16 protein-coding genes are annotated in these 19,285 nt (G+C 57.8%); 13 read left to right on the forward strand and 3 right to left on the reverse strand.

Annotation, left to right across the window (positions count from 1 at the left end):
• Window positions 1–282 precede the first annotated feature (282 nt).
• The 7 genes from HYPDE_RS03820 to HYPDE_RS03850 all read left to right on the forward strand — a co-directional run bounded on the left by HYPDE_RS03820 (window position 283) and on the right by HYPDE_RS03850 (window position 4,549).
• On the forward strand, window positions 283–579 hold the full coding sequence (locus HYPDE_RS03820; protein ID WP_051111965.1) for a PepSY domain-containing protein: 297 nt from the start codon (window positions 283–285) through the stop codon (window positions 577–579).
• Window positions 579–1,145 carry a cytochrome b/b6 domain-containing protein gene (locus HYPDE_RS03825; protein WP_015597047.1) on the forward strand — a complete coding sequence of 189 codons (567 nt, stop codon included), beginning with the start codon at window positions 579–581 and terminating at the stop codon, window positions 1,143–1,145. Before HYPDE_RS03820 ends, HYPDE_RS03825 begins: the two co-directional genes overlap by 1 nt.
• 45 nt (window positions 1,146–1,190) lie before the next feature.
• On the forward strand, window positions 1,191–1,892 hold the full coding sequence (locus HYPDE_RS03830; RefSeq protein WP_015597048.1) for a VIT1/CCC1 transporter family protein: 702 nt from the start codon (window positions 1,191–1,193) through the stop codon (window positions 1,890–1,892).
• A gap of 345 nt (window positions 1,893–2,237) precedes the next feature.
• The gene (locus tag HYPDE_RS19795; RefSeq protein WP_432263866.1) at window positions 2,238–2,474 is read left to right on the forward strand and encodes a helix-turn-helix transcriptional regulator; all 237 of its coding nucleotides are present in this window, start codon (window positions 2,238–2,240) and stop codon (window positions 2,472–2,474) included.
• Window positions 2,450–3,133, forward strand: a complete 684-nt coding sequence (locus HYPDE_RS03840) for a ParA family protein (protein ID WP_015597050.1) — start codon at window positions 2,450–2,452, stop codon at window positions 3,131–3,133. The genes HYPDE_RS19795 and HYPDE_RS03840 overlap by 25 nt, the downstream gene beginning before the upstream one ends.
• Window positions 3,130–3,408 carry a hypothetical protein gene (locus HYPDE_RS03845; RefSeq protein WP_015597051.1) on the forward strand — a complete coding sequence of 93 codons (279 nt, stop codon included), beginning with the start codon at window positions 3,130–3,132 and terminating at the stop codon, window positions 3,406–3,408. Before HYPDE_RS03840 ends, HYPDE_RS03845 begins: the two co-directional genes overlap by 4 nt.
• A gap of 4 nt (window positions 3,409–3,412) precedes the next feature.
• Window positions 3,413–4,549 (forward strand): hypothetical protein, encoded by a 1,137-nt coding sequence (locus HYPDE_RS03850; RefSeq protein WP_015597052.1) that lies wholly within the window; start codon window positions 3,413–3,415, stop codon window positions 4,547–4,549.
• 163 nt (window positions 4,550–4,712) lie between these two features.
• Here the strand turns inward: HYPDE_RS03850 and HYPDE_RS03855 are convergent, their stop codons facing one another.
• The gene (locus HYPDE_RS03855; protein ID WP_015597053.1) at window positions 4,713–5,246 is read right to left on the reverse strand and encodes a hypothetical protein; all 534 of its coding nucleotides are present in this window, start codon (window positions 5,244–5,246) and stop codon (window positions 4,713–4,715) included.
• A gap of 174 nt (window positions 5,247–5,420) precedes the next feature.
• Here HYPDE_RS03855 and HYPDE_RS03860 point away from each other — a divergent pair, with 174 nt between their 5' ends.
• The 5 genes from HYPDE_RS03860 to HYPDE_RS03880 are packed head-to-tail and all read left to right on the forward strand — an operon-like array spanning window position 5,421 to window position 13,988.
• Window positions 5,421–7,556 carry a type I restriction-modification system subunit M gene (locus tag HYPDE_RS03860; protein WP_015597054.1) on the forward strand — a complete coding sequence of 712 codons (2,136 nt, stop codon included), beginning with the start codon at window positions 5,421–5,423 and terminating at the stop codon, window positions 7,554–7,556.
• Window positions 7,557–7,559: 3 nt separating this feature from the next.
• Complete coding sequence (locus HYPDE_RS03865) at window positions 7,560–9,356, forward strand: GmrSD restriction endonuclease domain-containing protein (protein WP_015597055.1); 1,797 nt, start codon at window positions 7,560–7,562, stop codon at window positions 9,354–9,356.
• Complete coding sequence (locus HYPDE_RS18430; protein ID WP_081625080.1) at window positions 9,338–10,768, forward strand: restriction endonuclease subunit S; 1,431 nt, start codon at window positions 9,338–9,340, stop codon at window positions 10,766–10,768. Before HYPDE_RS03865 ends, HYPDE_RS18430 begins: the two co-directional genes overlap by 19 nt.
• The gene (locus HYPDE_RS03875) at window positions 10,765–13,707 is read left to right on the forward strand and encodes a type I restriction endonuclease subunit R (protein ID WP_015597057.1); all 2,943 of its coding nucleotides are present in this window, start codon (window positions 10,765–10,767) and stop codon (window positions 13,705–13,707) included. Before HYPDE_RS18430 ends, HYPDE_RS03875 begins: the two co-directional genes overlap by 4 nt.
• A gap of 5 nt (window positions 13,708–13,712) precedes the next feature.
• Window positions 13,713–13,988, forward strand: a complete 276-nt coding sequence (locus HYPDE_RS03880; RefSeq protein ID WP_015597058.1) for a hypothetical protein — start codon at window positions 13,713–13,715, stop codon at window positions 13,986–13,988.
• A 143-nt stretch (window positions 13,989–14,131) separates the two neighbouring features.
• Here the strand turns inward: HYPDE_RS03880 and HYPDE_RS03885 are convergent, their stop codons facing one another.
• Window positions 14,132–16,861, reverse strand: a complete 2,730-nt coding sequence (locus tag HYPDE_RS03885) for a TrlF family AAA-like ATPase (RefSeq protein ID WP_144061178.1) — start codon at window positions 16,859–16,861, stop codon at window positions 14,132–14,134.
• A gap of 229 nt (window positions 16,862–17,090) precedes the next feature.
• Between HYPDE_RS03885 and HYPDE_RS03890 the strand changes: the two genes are divergently transcribed.
• The gene (locus HYPDE_RS03890; RefSeq protein WP_015597060.1) at window positions 17,091–18,617 is read left to right on the forward strand and encodes a DUF2779 domain-containing protein; all 1,527 of its coding nucleotides are present in this window, start codon (window positions 17,091–17,093) and stop codon (window positions 18,615–18,617) included.
• Between the two features lie 7 nt (window positions 18,618–18,624).
• Here the strand turns inward: HYPDE_RS03890 and HYPDE_RS03895 are convergent, their stop codons facing one another.
• Entirely contained in the window at window positions 18,625–19,167 is a 543-nt protein-coding gene (locus HYPDE_RS03895) for a hypothetical protein (protein ID WP_015597061.1), read from the reverse strand.
• Between the last annotated feature and the right edge of the window lie 118 nt (window positions 19,168–19,285).

Raw genomic sequence — 19,285 nt, forward strand, 5'->3', positions numbered from 1 at the left:
AATCGGCTCGCCGAAGTACGGTAGAAACTTGCTCGCAGGCCGCGAAGGTCCGCGCATCATCCTCGAAGACCAAGACGCAGAAGACAAATCTCGGAGCACGAAGAGACATTGGTCGTTGCGCTGAAACAAGGCTTAAAGCGAGATCGCTGCGTTAGCTTCGGATACCTGACGAGATGCTGACACCGCCCGTCAGGGTGCGATCAGGTGCATTCCGGCAGTCTCGGCCGCGTCGCCTAAGCGTGGCGACTGGACCGAGAACGAAGCACAAAAAGGACTACACCTATGAAAATAGCTCTAATTGCAGGCCTCGTTACCTTGAGTGTTGCTGGCGCAGCGCACGCGGGAAGCTATGGCAAACCCTGCACGACGCAGCCGCAAGAAAAATGGATGTCCATTCAGCAACTTGAAAAGATCGTCAATGATCACGGCTACAAGGTTGCCAAGTCGAAAATCAAAGGCGCTTGTTTCGAGGTCTATGCGCGAGATCCTCAGGGTCAGCGGATCGAGCTGTTCCTAGATCCTGTCACGGGCAATCCAGCCGATGCCGACTGGAGCAATCCAGCGAAGCAGGCAGGCTGATGCTCTCAGATGCTAACAATGTGAGCGAAGCCGGCGGCGCGATGCCGCCGGCAACCGTTCGGGTCTGGGATCCCTTCATCCGCATTTTCCATTGGTCACTTGTTGCCCTGTTCGCCATTGCTTTTCTGACCGGAGACGAGATCGAATGGCTGCACCTGTGGGCAGGATACGCAATTGCTTTGCTGGTAACATTGCGACTCTTGTGGGGCTTTGTTGGTCCTCGTTATGCACGGTTTTCCGACTTTGTCAGAGGGCCGACTGCCGTCTGGTCTTATCTCAGGAAAGCCTTGCGTCTCGATGCCCCGAGAACTCTTGGCCACAATCCGGCTGGAGGAGCAATGATACTTGCTCTCCTCGGCCTGCTGATTGGTCTCTGCTCAACCGGTATCCTAATGACGACCGACACCTTCTGGGGTTCAAAAATGCTGGAAGAAATTCATGAGGCGCTGGCCTACGCGACGCTTGCTCTCGTCGGGTTACACGTCGTCGGAGTCATCTTTGCGAGCATTGAGCACGGCGAAAATCTTGTTAAGTCGATGCTGACTGGCAGGAAGCGCCCGCTGTAGATATGAGGAGACGCAAAGCACATTTGGAACTGAGGGGCATCCTGCATGAGCCGCTTACATCTACATTCGGAGGAACATCTCGTCCATCGAATCGGCTGGCTGAGGGCGGCCGTGCTTGGCGCCAACGATGGCATCGTCTCAACCGCAAGCCTCATCGTTGGCGTGGCTTCGGCAGCCGCGAAATCTAACGACATTCTGGTGGCGGGTGTCGCGGGTTTGGTGGCGGGCGCCATGTCGATGGCGGCCGGCGAGTATGTTTCTGTCAGTTCTCAATCGGACACCGAGCGGGCCGATCTCGCAAGAGAGCGAAAAGAACTCTCGGAAAATATTGCGTTTGAGCGCGAGGAACTCGCAAACATCTATGTCCAGCGGGGCGTCGAGCACGACCTCGCTCTCAAAGTTGCCGACCAACTGATGGCAAAAGATGCACTGGGCGCGCACGCTCGGGACGAGCTCGGAATCTCGGAAATCACTACCGCCCGGCCGATGCAAGCAGCTCTGACGTCCGCGGCGACGTTTTCGGTGGGCGCGGCCCTGCCGATCCTGGTGGTTTTGCTTGCCCCTCCAGACAAGCTTGTACTCAGCGTTTCGATTGCATCCTTGGTCTTCCTCGGAGCGCTTGGCTGGGTTGGCGCGAAGGCCGGCGGCGCCAACCCCCTTACCGCAACGCTTCGTGTCACATTCTGGGGTGCCTTGGCGATGGCCCTGACGGCTGGGGTCGGAGCAATTTTTGGGACCGCCGTGTAGGCGATCAGCGCCCTGCGATGCAGTAAAAAATCAGCGGATAATTTCGTTCTTACCATATTCACCGAGCGTCGCGGCCTGGCGACGATCTAAAGCCGCGACGGGTGGCGACAGCCACAATTCTGCGCCCTGTCGCGGGTTGTCGCGTCCGGTCGCGCCCCGCCGCGGCAGTCGACATAAAATGTGATGTGCCGTGTCGCCCCGATGGGTTCGGTAATGCCCGTCGGCTAGCTTGCTAGCAACATAGAAATGGAGGTTTCTGCATTGACAGGTCGCGTGAATGCTGCAGATTTGGTGTGGGGGCATCTCGTTGCAAAGGAGAACGGAATGTCGTCGGACCTGCCACGTATGATCACGAAGCGGGAGTTGTGCCTTATTGTGCCGTACTCGCCGCAACACATTGGGCGGCTCGAGAAGCGGGGATTGTTCCCGAAGCGCGTCACCATCGGTTTGAGGCGCGTGGGGTGGTGGCTGCATGAGGTGCAGGAGTGGCTGAATACGCGCCCAGACCTCAAATGCCGGGCGCCCATCAAGAGCGACAAACCGAAGGCTGATACAACATGCCCGTCGTCGTCTCATTTGTGAGTCAGAAGGGCGGGGTGGGGAAGAGCACGCTGGCGCGTGCGCTCGCTGCCGTCGCAGGCCATGGTGGCGTGCGCCTGCTTCTGGCGGATCTCGATCCGCAGCAGCGCACGGTGTCGAAATGGCAAAAGCTGCGCGCGCAGAATGCGCTCGCGCCCGCGATCGAGGTAAAGGCGTTTCGTACGATAGACGATGCGTTTGCGGCAGGCGCGAAGCGCGATCTTGTTATCCTCGATACACCGGGCAGTGTTACGCGCGCGACGCTCGACATCGCGCGCAAGTCGCATCTGGTCGTACAGCCGACGGGTCCCAGCCTTGATGATCTCGAGCCGGCGGTCCTTCTCTTTCACGAGCTCGCGGATGCAGGAATCCCGCGCGAGCGGCTGTTGCTCGTGCTGTGCCGGACAGCGACGAAAGGGGAGGAGGCGGAGGCGCGCCGGTACATCGCACAGACGGGATACGCGGTCCTGCGCTCGTCGATCCCGGAGCGTGCCGTTTACCGCGCGGCGCAGAACCGCGGCCTCGGTCTCACCGAGACGAATGAGCGTGCGCTCAATCAACGTGCCGACATGGTGATTGCGGAGCTGCTGGCTCGGGTCAACGACGCGATCGCCGCGATGAAGCGCAAGCCGCGCAAGATGGGCAAGGAGGATGTCGCATGAGCGACGCAGCCAAGTTCGTGAAAAACATGTTTGCGCCGTCGAAACTCGGGAAGGCGCCGAACCCGGAGGAGGCGCTGCGCAATCTGCACGTTCCTGCGACCCAAGCGCCGGCGGAGCCCTCGGAGCCGATGGTGCAGGTCAACGTCCGCGTGCCGGCAAGCAAGAAGAAGCGGCTCCGGCTTCTCGCGGCGCGCGACGGCAAAGGCTTGGCCGATGTCATCCTAGAAGGACTCGAACTCTACGAAGAGCGTCACGGACGCGCGCCGAACGTGTGATCGCATGTGGCGGGTGTGGAGCGTCATCGGCATGCTGGTGTGGGGCGGCACGATCTTCGCCTCCGCGTCGATGAATTATTTAGCCGGCCAACAATTCGGCCACACGCCATCCGAGGCTCGCGTCTTTGCACTTCTCGGGCTCTCCGCTGATGTGTGGAAGGCGATCGGGCCGATCTTCATCCTGACACTATGGCGCGCCCGGCGGCCTGTGCCGGCGGGACTTGCCGCGTTTGTATGGATCTTTTGCTTCATCTTCGCCGTCTCGGCCGCGCTGGGCCTTGCCGCACGCAACCGAAGCGCGGTGATCGGGGAGCAGCAGGATCTCCGGCTAGCTTATCAGGACATCGAGAGCGAGCTCGCCGCCGTAGAAAAGGAGCGGAGCGCATTCGGGGTCGTGCCGTCGCCTGCCGAGAAGGAAGCGGCGATCGCAGCGGTGTTCGCGCAAGTTGTTCCGGGCGGCACGGTCGGTGCAGTATCTAAAGACTGTGCCAAGGACACGCCGAGGACACGAAATGCATGTGCGCACGTTGCTTTGTTGCGGCAAGACCTGGAAAGATCGAAAGATGCCGCCGAGCTCGAGCGGCGGGCATCTTTCCTTCGGCACAAGCGCGATGTTTACCGCGCGCGAGGTGCACGCCGCGAAGCCGATCCGCAGTCGCGCCTCATCGCATCGCTTTCCCGCGGTCTTGTTCCGGTCGAGGACGTGAGCCTCGTCCTCATCTTGGTTCTGGTCGTCGTGGTGGAGCTTGTGAGCGCCTTCGCGCCGGTCGTGGTGCACGAGTTCGTTCTGACGATGCGATCACCTGCTCAACCCGCACGCAGACGCCAAGTTGGCGGTCATCGCACGGAAACAGGTCCAGCTCGAACGTCTTTGAGCGCTGCAAAGACGGTAGCGGCGCTGGCGCCGAAGGTCGGCGCGCTCTACGATTATCTTGCTGAGCGCATCGAGCCGGACGAGACGGGTATTTTGGCCGTTAGCGACCTGTGGGGGGACTATCACTTGTGGTGTGGCAATCAAGGCTTCGCGGCTCTCACACGGCGCGCCTTCATCAGCGAACTCGATGCCATCGCGGCCGGCGATCTCCGCGACTGCATCTTTTGGCAGGGGAGCAATTACAGGGGATTGAGGTTTGTAAGCTGAACTTCTATCGTGTCAGAGTCTCGTCTCGAAGCCACGACGCCTATCACGCGGATTGGATGAAAAGCGCGCTGTGAGCGAATGCGGGAGGCATCACGGATTTTCGGAGGGGAAGCAGGAGTTAGCGGCTCTGCTGGGCCGAGTTCATGGCCATGACGGACGATGCTTAGCGCTTGGTCTTGAGGTCCCAAAGGGTGGGCAGCACGAATACGGCGGTGACTGCAAGAGCAAAGATGCTGAATGGGAAATAATTCCTGGAATCGGCAAAGCCAGCTATTAGGCATCCGATCGCGATCAGGAGGCAGATTGCTGCAGTGAAGAGTGCTGGTTCGTGGTCGCTCATAACCTTGCGCATCGTTTCCAGACGTTTGCTGGTGTGGGTCTCATCAGCCTTTTTGAGTGCGTCGACGCCGCGCGCGAGTGCGGCGATCGCGCTTTGTCCCCGGTGCTTGAGCGCCGTCACCTGATCCGCGACGTTCGCCACGAGGCCATAGGCGCCAGGTACTCCTTGCTTGTCGAGCCTGCGTGCGAGGGTGAGGAGTTCATCATAGAGTCGCCGCTCAGCTGGAGAAAGATTTGCGGGCGGTGCGTCGTGCTCCAGACCGTCATCATTGGCGGAGCTGGACTGCGGAAACGTAAAGACCTCCGCGGGCAATTGTCCGGACCCGGTCTTTCCCGATTTATCGCTGCGTCGCGCCATGCTTCTATCCCCCGCGTTGCGGGCGACGATACAATGAAATCGATGGGACTCAAGGTCGGTTGGATATAGTGGCAATGTTCGAAATGTGGAGAATTGGGGAGTTAGGAGATACGGCCCTGTTTTGCGTATAATGTGCGGCGTATGACGGGACAGGAATCTGCGGGGGGAACGAGGGTGGCGAACGGCGATTTTGGGTGGATAGCAAATTTTATATGGGGCATCGCGGACGACGTCCTACGTGACCTGTACGTCCGCGGCAAGTACCGCGACGTCATCCTTCCGATGACGGTCTTGCGGCGACTGGACGCCGTGCTCGAACCGACCAAGAAGGCCGTGCTCGACATGAACGACAAGCTCGATAAGGCGAAGGTCACCAACAAGGACCAGCCGCTTCGACAGGCCGCCGGGCAGGCTTTCTACAACACGTCGAAGTTCACGCTGCGGGATCTCAAGAACCGCTCGAGCCAGCAGCAGTTGCGCGCAGACTTCGAGGTGTACCTCGAAGGCTTCTCGCCGAACGTGCAGGTGATCATCGAGAACTTCGAGTTCCGTAATCAGATTCCGCGGCTCTCGAAGGCGGACGTACTGGGCACACTCATCGAAAAGTTCCTCGACCCGTCTATCAACTTGGGTCCGAACCCGGTGCTGAATGGCGACGGATCAGTGAAGCATAAGGGCCTCGACAATCATGCGATGGGCACGGTGTTCGAAGAGCTCGTCCGGCGCTTCAACGAAGAGAACAACGAGGAGGCCGGAGAGCACTGGACACCGCGCGACGGGGTGAAGCTTATGGCCGAGCTCATCTTCCGCCCGATCGCAGATAAGATCACGTCCGGCACGTATTTGCTCTACGACGGCGCGTGCGGCACTGGCGGCATGCTCACGGTTGCCGAGGAGACCCTGCAGCAGCTTGCCAAAGAGCATGGCAAGGAAGTTTCCACGCACCTTTACGGACAAGAGATCAATGCCGAGACCTACGCGATCTGCAAAGCCGATCTTCTCGTGAAGGGCGAGGGCGAGCAGGCGGACAATATCATCGGCGGTCCGGAGTATTCCACGCTGTCGAATGATGCGTTCCGGGCTCGCGAGTTCGACTTCATGTTGTCGAATCCCCCCTACGGCAAGAGCTGGAAGAGCGACCTTGAGCGCATGGGCGGGAAAGATGGCTTGAAAGACCCGCGCTTTGTAATCGAACATGACGCTGACAGTGAGTATTCGCTGGTTACGCGTACCAGCGACGGCCAGATGCTTTTCCTCGCGAACATGCTGTCGAAGATGAAGCATGGGTCCAAGCTCGGGAGCCGGATTGCCGAGGTTCATAACGGGTCATCGCTCTTCACCGGCGATGCCGGGCAAGGCGAGAGCAACATCCGGCGCTGGATCATCGAGAACGACTGGCTCGAAGCGATTATCGCCCTGCCTCTGAACATGTTCTACAACACCGGCATCGCGACCTACATCTGGGTGCTTTCCAACAAGAAGCCGGCGAACCGCAAGGACAAGGTACAGCTCATCGATGCGACGAGCTGGTACAAGCCCTTGCGCAAGAACCTCGGGAAGAAGAACTGCGAGCTGTCCGAGGACGATATCAAGCGGATTCTCGACACGTTTCTGGCCTTCGAAGAGACGGCGCAGTCGAAGATTTTCCCGAACAAGGCATTCGGGTACTGGAAGGTGACGGTCGAGCGGCCGCTTCGGCTCGCAGTCGATTTGGGTGAGACGAGGCGAAAACATTTTCGGGTTGCGTGCGTCGATGCGGGCGAAGAGCCGATGGCGAACCTCATGGACGCGCTCGCGAAGTCAATCGGTGTGGGACCGCATACGAATTTCAACGCATTCAAAAAGAAGCTCGAAGGACTCGCAGACGACAAGGGCGTGAAGCTCACGGCGAAGCGTGTGAAGCTGGTGCAGTCTGAACTCGCACAGCGCGACGAGACAGCTGAGCCAGTGATCAAGAAAATTCATAAGAAGGGCGAAGCCGATCCGTTGCACGGCCTTTGCGACGTCAAGCTCGATGCCAAGGCTGCCATCGTCGAATACGAGCCGGACACGGAACTACGCGACACTGAACAAGTGTCTCTGCTCGAAGAGGGAGGCATCCAAGCATTCATCGAAAGGGAAGTATTGCCGCACGCGAGCGACGCGTGGGTCGACAAGGACGCGACCAAGATCGGGTACGAGATCAGCTTCAATCGGTACTTCTACAAACCGCAGCCGCTGCGCACGCTCGATGCGATTCGGGCGGATATAGTCGCGCTCGAGAAGGAAACGGACGGACTCCTGGCCGAAATCATTGGAATGAAAAATTGAACCATGTCGACACAGCGATACACGGTCACACAGCTCCCGATAGAGACGCTTCTCACCTGGGTCAAGTCGGGAGAGATTGCGATTCCCGAGATCCAGCGGCCCTTCGTCTGGGAGCCGACGAAAGTCCGCAACCTTCTCGACTCGCTCTATAGTGGCTATCCGGTAGGTTATCTGATCGCATGGCGTAATCCGACCGTGCGGCTCAAGGACGGCACGCCATCTGCCGGCAAGCGCATCCTTATCGACGGACAGCAACGTGTTACGGCTCTCATGGCTTCGCTGCTTGGTCTCGAGGTGCTCACTCAAGACTATACGACGACGCGTATTCGCATCGCGTTCCATCCTCTCGAGGAGAAGTTCGAGGTCGCCAACCCTGCTATCGAGAAGAATGCAGCATGGCTGCCGGATATCGCAGAGCTTTTCTCTCCGAACGCCAAGCTGCTTCAAATCACGAAGGCTTACGCGGCAGCGAACAAGGGCGTCGACGCAGACGAGCTCTTTAACACGCTCGAGAAGTTAAAAAAGATCATCAACAATCCGGTCGGCGTCATCGAGCTTGCAGAGGATCTCGACATCGATACGGTCACGGAGATCTTCATCCGCGTCAATTCGGCAGGCAAGTCGCTTAGTCAAGCCGATTTCGCCATGTCGAAGATCGCTGCGAACGAAAGCTACGGCGGCAACGAGTTGCGCAAGGCCATCGATTACTTCTGCCACCTTGCGGTGGCGCCGGAGTTTCTCGCCCGCATCGAGAAGGGCGACCCGAAGTTCTCAAGCTCAGATCTCTTTCTGAAGATGCGTTGGCTCAAGGGTGCGGGCGAGCCGATCTATGATCCGTCCTACACTGACGTGCTGCGCGTAGCCTTCACCTCCGAATTCGTGCGCGGAAAGCTCCAAGACCTTGTGGCTCTTCTGTCCGGGCGCAATTTTGAAACCAAACAGTACGAGGATCAGATCGCCGAGCAGTCCTTCGCAGGCCTGAAGCGCGGTATCGAGAATTTCATCAGTGAGACGCACTTCAAGCGCTTCACGATGATCCTTCAGTCGGCTGGGTTCATCACGCGCGACTTGTTCGTCGGCCGCAACGCCGTTAACTTCGCATACATCGCGTACTTAAAGGGGCGCTCCGACAGCGTGGCGCCTGCCGACCTTGAGCGGATCGTCCGACGCTGGTACGCGCTGTCGCTGCTGACGGAGCGATACACGACCAGCCCTGAGACGGCTTTCGATCGCGATATCCGCGAGATCTCAAAGCGAGGATTGCTCGATTACGTCAATGGGACGATCGATGCCGAACTGCCGGACAATTACTGGACGAACCTGCTACCGAATCAACTCGAGACGTCATCGAGTACGAGCCCGTTCTTCTTCGCGTTCCAGGCAGCGCAGGTGAAGCTCGGCGATAAGGGATTTCTGTCACGCGACATCACCGTGCGCGATCTCCTCCTCAATCGTAGCGACGTCCATCACATCTTCCCACAGGAACATCTCAAGAAGCAGGGTATGAGTCGAGGGCGCTACAATCAGATCGCGAACTTCGCCATCGCTCAGAGCGAGATCAATATCGCCATCCGTGACAAGGCGCCGGACATCTACTTCGCGGAACTCGCCAAGCAATGCAACGGCGGGCAGGCGAGGTATGGCGGCATTAGCGATGAGGCTGAATTGCGAGACAATCTCGAGACGCATTGTCTGCCGGATGGGATGCTCGACGGCAAAGTGCCCAGCTACGATACCTTCCTCGAGTTTCGGCGCGGTCTCATGGCAAATAAAATCAAGGAATGGTTTCAATCGTTATGATCGAGGATCTCAAACCATATCCGGAGTACAAAGATTCAGGGGTGAAGTGGCTTGGGCCGGTACCTAAGCATTGGGCTCGCTCCAGAATTAAACATTATCTTCGCGAGACTGAAGAGCGAAGCCGTGATGGCACAGGCCTCCTTCTCTCACTGACCCGATCCAGAGGATTGATACCGCAACGCGAAGCATCGAAGAAGCTAGCGAGTGCTAGTGATCTCTCAAAATATAAAGTGTGTCATTCGGGGCAACTTGTTATGAACCGAATGCAGGCTTGGTCCGGTATGTTTGCCGTGGCGAAAGAGACCGGGCTGGTAAGTCCAGACTATAGCGTTTTCCGAAATATTTCGGATGGGGATGTGTTTTACCTAGATCGGCTTTTCAAAACGCCAATGCTGGTCGATCAGTTCTCGCAACGATCAAAAGGGATCGGTACAGGTTTTAATCGACTGTATTCACCGGACTTTGGCGCTATAGAGGTTGTGGTTCCGCCGCCGACCGAACAAGACGCTATCGTTCGCTTCCTCGATTATGCTGACCGGCAAATCCATCGCTACATCCGCGCGAAAAAGAAGCTCATCGCACTCCTCAACGAACAGAAGCAGGCCATCATTCATCGCGCGGTTACGCGCGGGCTTGATCCGAATGTAAAGCTAAAGCCGTCGGGGCTCGAGTGGATAGGCGACATGCCCGTGAACTGGACGGTACTTAAATTGTCTCAGCTGACATCTCGCATAGGAGATGGACTGCACGGAACGCCGAAGTATGTCGATGCATCGCCGTTTCATTTTATAAACGGGAACAACTTAGTCGACGGGTCCATTTCAATAAGGCCGACCACACGATGTGTTGGCGAAGCAGAGTATCTAAATCACAGGGTGGACCTAGATGAAACAACACTGCTGATGTCCATCAACGGGACTATCGGGAATGTTGCTTGCTATAATTATGAGAAAGTTATTTTGGGAAAAAGCGCGGCCTACATTAAGTGTAACAAGCGCATTTTGAGGTCATTTCTGTTTTACTACCTTCAGTCGCCTACCGTGACAGAACATTACAAGCTAGAAGTAACGGGCACTACAATTTTTAACCTGTCGCTCGATTCCATACGCGGAACGAAAGTCGCATTACCATCGGTTACAGAGCAGTTGGAGATAGCAAACTTTCTAGATGGGGAAACTCTTAGGTTCAAAAAGGCTGTTTCGCGAATAAGTCTTGAGATTGAATGCCTATCTGAATACCGCGCTCGCCTCATCGCCGATGTCGTCACCGGCAAGCTCGACGTACGCGAAGCGGCAGCGAAGCTTCCCGACTTTGCTGTCGAACCTGCTCTTCTGGACGAAGCGGATGATCTGTTGCAGGATGATTCGACGGCTGAGGAAGGCGAACCCGAAGCCGAAGATGAAGCCGCATGAAATCCGATACCAGCGAAAAAGGGCTCGAGACGCTCATCGTCGACCACATGACGTCGACGGGCTGGATTGCCGGAAAGCCTGCTGATTACGACCGTGCCTTCGCGATCGACCTTGCGCAGCTGATAGAGTTCGTCCGAGCCACGCAACCCAAGCTGATTGAGGCCCTAGACCTCGAAAATGATGACCCTACCCGGCGCTCGTTCCTCAGCCGACTGCAGGGAGAGATTACTAAGCGCGGGGTCATCGACGTCTTACGCAAGGGCGTGAAGCACGGTCAACACCACGTCGATCTCTTTTTTGGCACGCCCTCGCCCGGTAACCTGCATGCGACAGAGCGGTATGCCGCTAACCGCTTTATCGTTACCCGCCAGGTACGCTACAGCCAGAACGAAGAACAGAACGCGCTCGACGTCTGTCTGTTCATCAACGGTCTGCCGATTGCAACTTTCGAACTCAAGAATAGCCTGACGAAGCAGACCGTCGCGGATGCCGTCGAGCAGTATAAACGGGATCGCGATCCGAGAGAATTGCTGTTTCTGTTTGGGCGTTGCATCGCGCATTTTGCGGTTGATGATGCTGAAGTGAGATTCTGCCCCGAGCTAAAGGGGAAAGCTTCATGGTTCCTTCCATTCAACAAAGGTTGGAACGATGGAGCCGGAAATCCGCCAAATCCGCACGGCCTCAAGACCGACTACCTGTGGAAGGAGACGCTCACCAAGCATGGTCTCACCGAAATCCTGGAGCATTATGCCCAGATCGTCGAAGAGACGAATAAGAAGACCGGCAAGAAGAAGCGCGTCCAGATCTTTCCGCGATACCATCAGCTCGACGTGGTGCGGAAGCTCCTCGCACACGCTGCCCAGCACGGAGCAGGGAAGCGCTACCTCATCGAACACTCTGCTGGTAGTGGGAAGTCGAACTCCATTGCTTGGCTCGCGCACCAGCTCACATCCGTCGAAAAAGATGACAAGCAGGCATTCGACACCATCATCGTCGTCACGGACCGCACCATCCTGGACAGCCAGATTCGTGAGACGATCAAGCAATTCGACCATGTGGGGGCTACCGTCGGTGCGGTAACGGAAGGATCTAAGCAGCTGCGAGAGTTCATCGAGCAAGGGAAGCGCGTCATCATCTCGACGGTGCAGAAGTTCCCGTTCATTGTCGAGGACATCGGGATAGAGCACCGCGGACGTTCGTTCGCGATCATCATTGATGAGGCGCACTCGAGCCAGGGCGGCAAGACCTCGGCGGCGCTGAGTACAGCGCTTGCGGAGGCTGGGGCTGAGGAAGACGATGAGACTATCGAAGATACCATCAACCGCGTGATGGGGGCGAAAAAGCTGTTGCCGAATGCGAGCTACTTCGCATTTACCGCGACGCCGAAGAACAAGACACTTGAGATCTTCGGCGAGCCTTACCTTGATGGTGGGGAGACGAAGCACTGCCCATTCCACAGCTACACGATGAAGCAGGCAATCGAGGAAGGCTTCATCCTGGATGTGCTCAAGAACTACACGCCGGTCGACAGCTACTACAAGCTTGTGAAAACCGTGGAGGATGACCCGGAGTACGATACGAAGCGGGCAAAGAAGAAGCTGCGCCACTACGTCGAGAGCCACAGTCACGCGATCCGGCTTAAGGCCGAGATCATGGTCGACCATTTCCAGGAGCAGGTCATCGGTCTTAATAAGATCGGCGGGCAGGCGCGGGCAATGGTTGTGACGGGGAGCATCGAACGCGCGATCGACTATTTCCACGCGATCCGCGACTACCTGAAAGAGATCAAGAGCCCTTACCAAGCCATCGTGGCGTTCTCCGGCGAACCTGAGTATGGCGGGCACAAAGTTACTGAGGCCTCGCTCAACAAATTTCCGTCGAAGGAGATCGCTGACAGGATTCAGGAAGACCCGTACCGATTCCTCATCTGCGCAGACAAGTTCCAGACCGGCTACGATGAGCCGCTCTTGCATACCATGTACGTCGACAAGCCGCTCTCCGGCGTGAAGGCAGTGCAGACTCTGTCGCGGCTCAACCGTGCGCGGCCGCAAAAGTACGACACGTTTGTGCTCGACTTTCAGAACGACGTTGACACCATCCAGAAGGCGTTCGCTCCCTACTACCGCACGACAATCCTCTCGCAGGAGACCGACCCAAACAAGCTGCATGATCTGAAGGCGGCCCTGGACGGCTTCCAAGTATACTCGCAGGCACAGATCGATGATCTGGTCGCTAAGTATCTCAAGGGCGCGGGACGTGAGCAGCTGGACCCCATCTTGGATGCATGCGTCGCCACTTACATTGACGAACTTGATGAAGACCAGCAGGTCGAGTTCAAAGGCAAGGCTAAGGCATTCGTGCGCACATACGGCTTCTTGTCAGCCATCCTCCCATACACGAACGCGGAGTGGGAGAAGCTCTCCATCTTCCTCAACTTCTTGGTGTCGAAGTTGCCTGCACCGAAAGAGGAAGACCTGTCGAAGGGCATCCTCGAGGCGATCGACATGGATAGCTATCGCGTCGAGAAGAAGGCCGTCGTCCGCATCCAGTTGCCCGATCAGGACGTGGAGATCGAGCCGGTGCCGACGGATGCCGGTGGACGAAAATCGGAGCCGGAACTCGATCGCCTCTCGAACATCCTAAATGATTTTAATGAGCAGTTCGGAAATATCGAATGGCAGGACGGCGACCGCGTGCGACGGATGATCAGCGAAGAGATCCCTGCAAAGGTCGCCGCTGACAAGGCTTACCAGAACGCGATGCAAAACTCCGACAAGCAGAATGCGAAGATTGAGCACGAGAAGGCGTTGAAGCGAGTCATGACGGCCGTGCTGAATGACGACACGCAGCTGTTCAGCAAGTTCCAGGACGATCCCAGCTTCCGGAAGTGGCTGACGGACAAGATGTTTTCAATGACATATGAGAAGGCGGGGGAATAGGGGTTGTGGGCAATTCCAAATCATCAATCCTTCAACTCAACCTCCACCGCGAATTCTTCGAAGCGATCGCGAAGGGTACTAAGCATGGGGAGTATCGCGATCGCACCGACTATTGGAAAACGCGGCTCGAAGGCCGCGAGTATGACTTTATTCGCTTCCGTAACGGGTATGGCCCCAACGTTCCTGAGATGGACGTGCAGTGGAAGGGAGTCGAGAAGCGGCGGGGTTGCTATGCGATCCGGCTTGGCAAGATTCTAAGTCTGAAGCGATGGAATGGTTGAGGCTACTGCTCGACGCTCACGTGCTCGACACAAGTCCGTTCTGGAATCATCCATCGGCGTTAAAGCAATTGCGCTGCTTTAGAAGATCCTTCGAATTGACCCGCGCCGGGTGCTATGAGTGCCTCTTAAGGATCAAGGTAAATTCAAAAACCGTACTTTTGTTTGCGAAATTCAAACGCTTCCTGTCCGCCTTCAAGTAATTCTTTGACCAGCTCTTTGACTGTTGGTGTATCGATTGAACCGCAGAACTCGTCAGGGATCGTGGCGTGCTCGATACCACCCTCTACAACGGATATGAGACCAACGATCTGCTCTGCATCCCCCAGTACGGGGATGTTGGCGTTGTGAGTAGAAAAGATAAATTGGCGCTTGCGCTTTTCCTCCCGCATCGTCGGAACCACGGATTCAGCAATGAACCGGTTGTCGAGATCATCTTCAGGTTGATCGACCACGAGCGGAGCATCGGATTCAAGTAAAAGTAAAAGGAGGACCGCTGTTGCCTTTTGGCCGGTCGATAGTTGGTCCAGCTGTTTCCACGTCTGCGTTGTCTCATTGCCGACGTTCAGTTCCAAGACAGCCTCGGCAGCAAGCTCGCACTCTTCCAGTTCGAGTGCGAGGGCCGTGGCACCCTGTGCGATCCGTTCAGCTGAGACTTGCGAGAAACCGTACTTCTCGACGAGCGATGGTGCGCCTTCGATGAGGGCGGCAGCCAAGTCGGTCAGACTCAAATCGTCTGTGTTCCTCAATCGCTCCAGCGCTTGGCTTATGTTGCCGGAGCAATGCTTGCGTATGACCGCTTCCACTTGCCCGAGCGAAGCGCTCGGCCGCACTTGGACGCGAACGCGATCTTTAAGCCGCTTTGAGACCTTGCGTGCAGCTTTCTGCAATTCGCGAAAGTCTTCTGCTTTCGCCGCATCCCATTTCGCGAGCAACTCGCCTCGCTCCTTTTGAAGTTTAGCCAGGGACTTGTTGCGGGCTTTCAGCTCCGCCTCTTTGGGCTTTAGGCGCTCGAGCTGGTCCTTGTATGCCACGTATTTTGCGGCGTCGTGGCCCTCGGCCTTCAGTTGTTTCAGCGTCTTTTGGTACAGCTCTTCGGAAGCCTTCTGCTTCGGTTCCCATTCGGCCTTGACCGTTTCGAGCGCTGTAGTCGCCTCGGTTACAGCCGTTTGGATGCCCTGGCCAGCCACCTTCACTTTCTGCAGCAATTTCGATTGTACCGCGTCAAGTTTTGCGAGTATCGAAGCGTTGGGGAGCTCCTTGGCTTCTTCGCCGATTAGCGGCCCGTCGGTTGCGGCCTGGCCAAGTACGTGGGCTGCGAGTTCTGCAGCTTGCTGAATCATCCCTGCGGCCTGTTCGAAAAACCTGGCCTCCTTGTCGATGAGCGTCTTGTCCTTCAGCTTCGCATCGAGGCCCGCCGCAGCGAAGCGTTTGAGATGTTCCTTGAGCGTCGGCAGAGCTGTGAGCGCTTCCTCAACGTGCCCGATTTGGAGGATCTCGGCCGCAATCGTGACGCGTGAGCGTTCCAGCCGTTCTTTTAGGTGCCCCTTCGTAGCTGTGGTATCGGTCGTCGGTTCTGTAAAGCGGCGAAGAAGCTGCGCGAGCTTCTCCGGGAATCTCGTGAGCTCGGAGATCTCGTGCTGGCCATACACCTCGAGGCTTCCCAGTACAGAACGAGGAGTGACGTTATCTAGTAGGTTACCGCTTTGATCGCGTACGCGCGGCCGACCGCCGAAAATGCGCTGGATCAAATAATACTGAGGGGATGGAAGGGGCGAACGGATCAAGACAGTTATGGACGCACCTTGGCCGAGCACATTCTTTATCATGCTGTCGTGCGTGCGGCGGGCTTCGTCGCCCTTAGGCGGCAGTTCGAAAGCGTACCTCAAGCTTTCAATCAAAGTTGATTTGCCCGCGCCACGGCCACCGACAAGGACATTGAGGCACTCATTGAATCGAAGTCCCTGACCATCGAGAAGTCCGCCCGCCCATGAGACGGCTATCAGCTCAGTGTGCGCGGTGGAATTTGGATCGCTGTTTAGACGAATGCGCGACTCCCAATCGAGGAATGCTTGCCTTAGTCCTTCAATGGAAGGTGCTGCCATTTTTATCCAGGTTGTGCAGCTGGGGTCCGAAAGCACGGCAGGGTCGCTGACGTCGTTTGCGTTCAGCACCGCGAGCGCGCGAGGCCGCGCATACGCCGGATCCTTGTTGACGATGATGTCCCGAAATCCGTCTTGCGCAGCGGCTCTTGCCCCGGGCAAGGCAATGGCAAGCAAATCCGGGGATGACCAGACGCGCGCCCGCGTTTGACCTTTCAACGTCGCGAGGAGTCCACCCGCTGCGCATGCGTGAGCCGCAATGGTGATGCCTCCCAACTTGGGAATGGATTGGAGGAGCTGCTCGCACGTTTTGTCTGACTGCGGAGATTCCGCATTGAGGTCCGTCACGCCGCAGGCGCCGATCGCCCTTTCCAATTCATGTACTGTCGTTGAACTCGGAAAAAGGCAGAGGAGGTGGACGCCGTCGCTCGAAACGGCCTCGAAGCCCATAAGAACACGAATGCCGGCAGTGGTTAGGGCCTTTGCCAGACTTTCCGAGGCTGCGATGCGGAAATGGTCCGTTATGCCAACGACCTCGATTCCCTCCTCAAGACAAGCGGCAAGCATGGCCGCATTGTATTCACCCTCGGTCTTGTGGCTGTTCGCCTTCGAATGGCGTGTGCCGTATGCGAATGGGTTCACCTGAAGGGCGCACTTGTAGAACCGAGCTCCCGCCGGCCTCCGAACGGCGTTGGCGAGCCCTGTCGGCACGGCATCGTGCTCAATGAGACTAACAAGTTGGGGATCTAGTGGGTCGTCGACTACAGTGTTCATGTACGTATCTTACTCTCGACTTCGACGCCCGCACAAATCCTGTTGAGAAAAGTTTCCCCTGTCATAGAGGGGTAGGGACCCCCAGTGTCTGCAGTGCACTTTAGCGAGGAGGATCGATGAGGGTGTGGTGGACTGAAGCGAGCGTACGATTCCCGCAGGGTGATGGATGTGCGAGTCGGTGCGACGATACTGTTGAGGTCTGCAAATTTTTGGTACGCTGTAGCTCTCCATGCCCCTCATCTCCAAAACTACCTTCCTCGAGTTCCAGCTCTGCCCGCGCGATACCTGGCTCAAGCTCCACAAGCCTGAGCTCGTCGAGCAATTCACGCCCACGGCGTTCGAGCTGCACCTCATGGAAGAGGGCAATGCGATCGAGCACGTGGGGCGAGGCCTCTGGCCCGATGGCGTGCTCGTCACCGAAACGGGGGATGAGGCGTGCCGACGGACGGCCGAGCTGATGGCGGCAAGGACGCCGGCGATCTTCCAGGCGACGTTCGTCGTCGACGGCTTTATCGCCAAGTGCGACGTGCTCGCCTTCAACGTGGCGGCGGAAAGCTGGGACCTCTACGAGATCAAGGGTACCAACGACAAGAAGGAGGAGGGTGAGGATCGCGACCACATCTCCGATCTCGCGTTCCAGAAGAACGTCCTCGAGCGGGCCGGCGTGAAGCTTGGCCGGCTCTTCATCGTCCACCTCGACCGGGAGTACGTGCGCGACGGCGAACTCGACCTCGAGGCCCTGTTCGTCAAGGACGACAGCACCGAGCAGGTGGCCGCGATCGCGCAGGAGATCGGCGAGGAGATGATGGTGGCGCGCGGCGTGCTCGCCCGCGAGCGCGAGCCGAGCATTACGTGCGACTGCCACTTCAAGGGCCGCAGCCGGCACTGCCGCACCTTCGCCTACTCGCACCCGGAGATCCCCGAGTATTCGGTGCACGACCTGGTGCGCATCGGAACGAGCAAGAAGAAGCTCGCGTACTTCATGGACCATCGCATCTACACCCTCGACGAGGTCCCGGACGGCTTCGAGCTTGGCGACGCCCAGCAGAACCAGGTGCTGGCGCATAAGCGCCGGGCGCCGATCATCGACGAGCAGGGGATCGCCGCGGCGCTCGAGCGCTATCGCTATCCCTTGTACTTCTTCGACTACGAGACCTATGCCCCCGGCATTCCGACCTTCGCCGGCTTCTCGCCCTACCAGCGCATCCCGTTTCAGTTCTCGCTTCACATCCTGCGTCGGCCGGGCGACGCGCTCGAGCATCTCGAGTTCCTGCAGCCGGATCTTGCCGATCCGACGGAGGGCGTCGCGAAACTCTTGAGCGAGCACATCGATCCAAATGGAAGCGTGGTCGTCTGGTATGCGCCATTCGAGCGCGACGTCAACGCCGAGATCGGCAAACGGGCGCCGGCCTATCGCATGGCGCTCGAACGCCTCAACGGCCAGATCGTCGACCTGCGCGAGATCTTCGTCGACCAGCACCTCGTGCATCCGGAGTTCCGCGGCAGCACCTCGATCAAGGCGGTGCTGCCGGTGCTCGTACCGGAGCTCTCGTATAAGGATCTCGCCATCCAGGAGGGCGGCACCGCCTCGAAGGAGTGGTGGCGCATGGTGGCGGCCGAGACACCGCCGGCGGAGCGCCAGGCCATCGCCGCGGCGCTCAAGACCTACTGCGCCCGCGACACCTACGCGATGGTCGCGATCTGGCAGAAGCTGCATGAGCTGGCCGCAACAGGAGCATCACGGCAGTCCGCGTAAAGTCGTGTTAAGGCGGCGTCAGCGGCACGATGTCGGCTGCGAGGCAATTCTTGCCTCCGTACACGGCTCGGAAGCGCACCATGGTGCCGGGTTTGATACGCTTAACGTCTCTCTTGCGCACACTGTCAGGCGCGATATCTGCGAACCCGCCATCCTCGAGGTGGATGGAACCGGAGCATCTCTTGGCATCGAAGCTCTCGATGGTGCCGGTCTGCGTCTCGACGGCGTAGCCGTCGTATCTGATGCGCTGCTTGAGCGTGCGGTCACGGTAGCGCTTCTCGAGTTTGGCGATGACCGCATCGTCGCGCGCTCGCGCTTCGATCATGCGCACTTCCTTGAGCTTGTAAGTGACCCGGACTTCCTCCTCTGCCCAGAAATGAACGCGATCGCCGACCGTTGGGATGTTTTTGAAGCCGTCCAACCGCAGCTTGATCTCGTGAATCGTGATGCGTTCGCCGTCGTCGGTCAGGATGATACCGGTCCGGCCGTCCCACTCGGTAACGAGGCCTTGCATCGCACAGGCCGTGTAGGTGTCGTCCGCATCGCTCATGTCCGCGCCTCCGCCATACGCGGAAAGCGGCGGCCGATATCCGTCATGCGCGCGGTTACCCTTACATCGCCCCTAGCACTCGCGAGCACTGTGCGCGGCCGCTTTCCGGTTGCGAAGA

This window comes from Hyphomicrobium denitrificans 1NES1, assembly GCF_000230975.2.
GTDB lineage: Bacteria > Pseudomonadota > Alphaproteobacteria > Rhizobiales > Hyphomicrobiaceae > Hyphomicrobium_B > Hyphomicrobium_B denitrificans_A.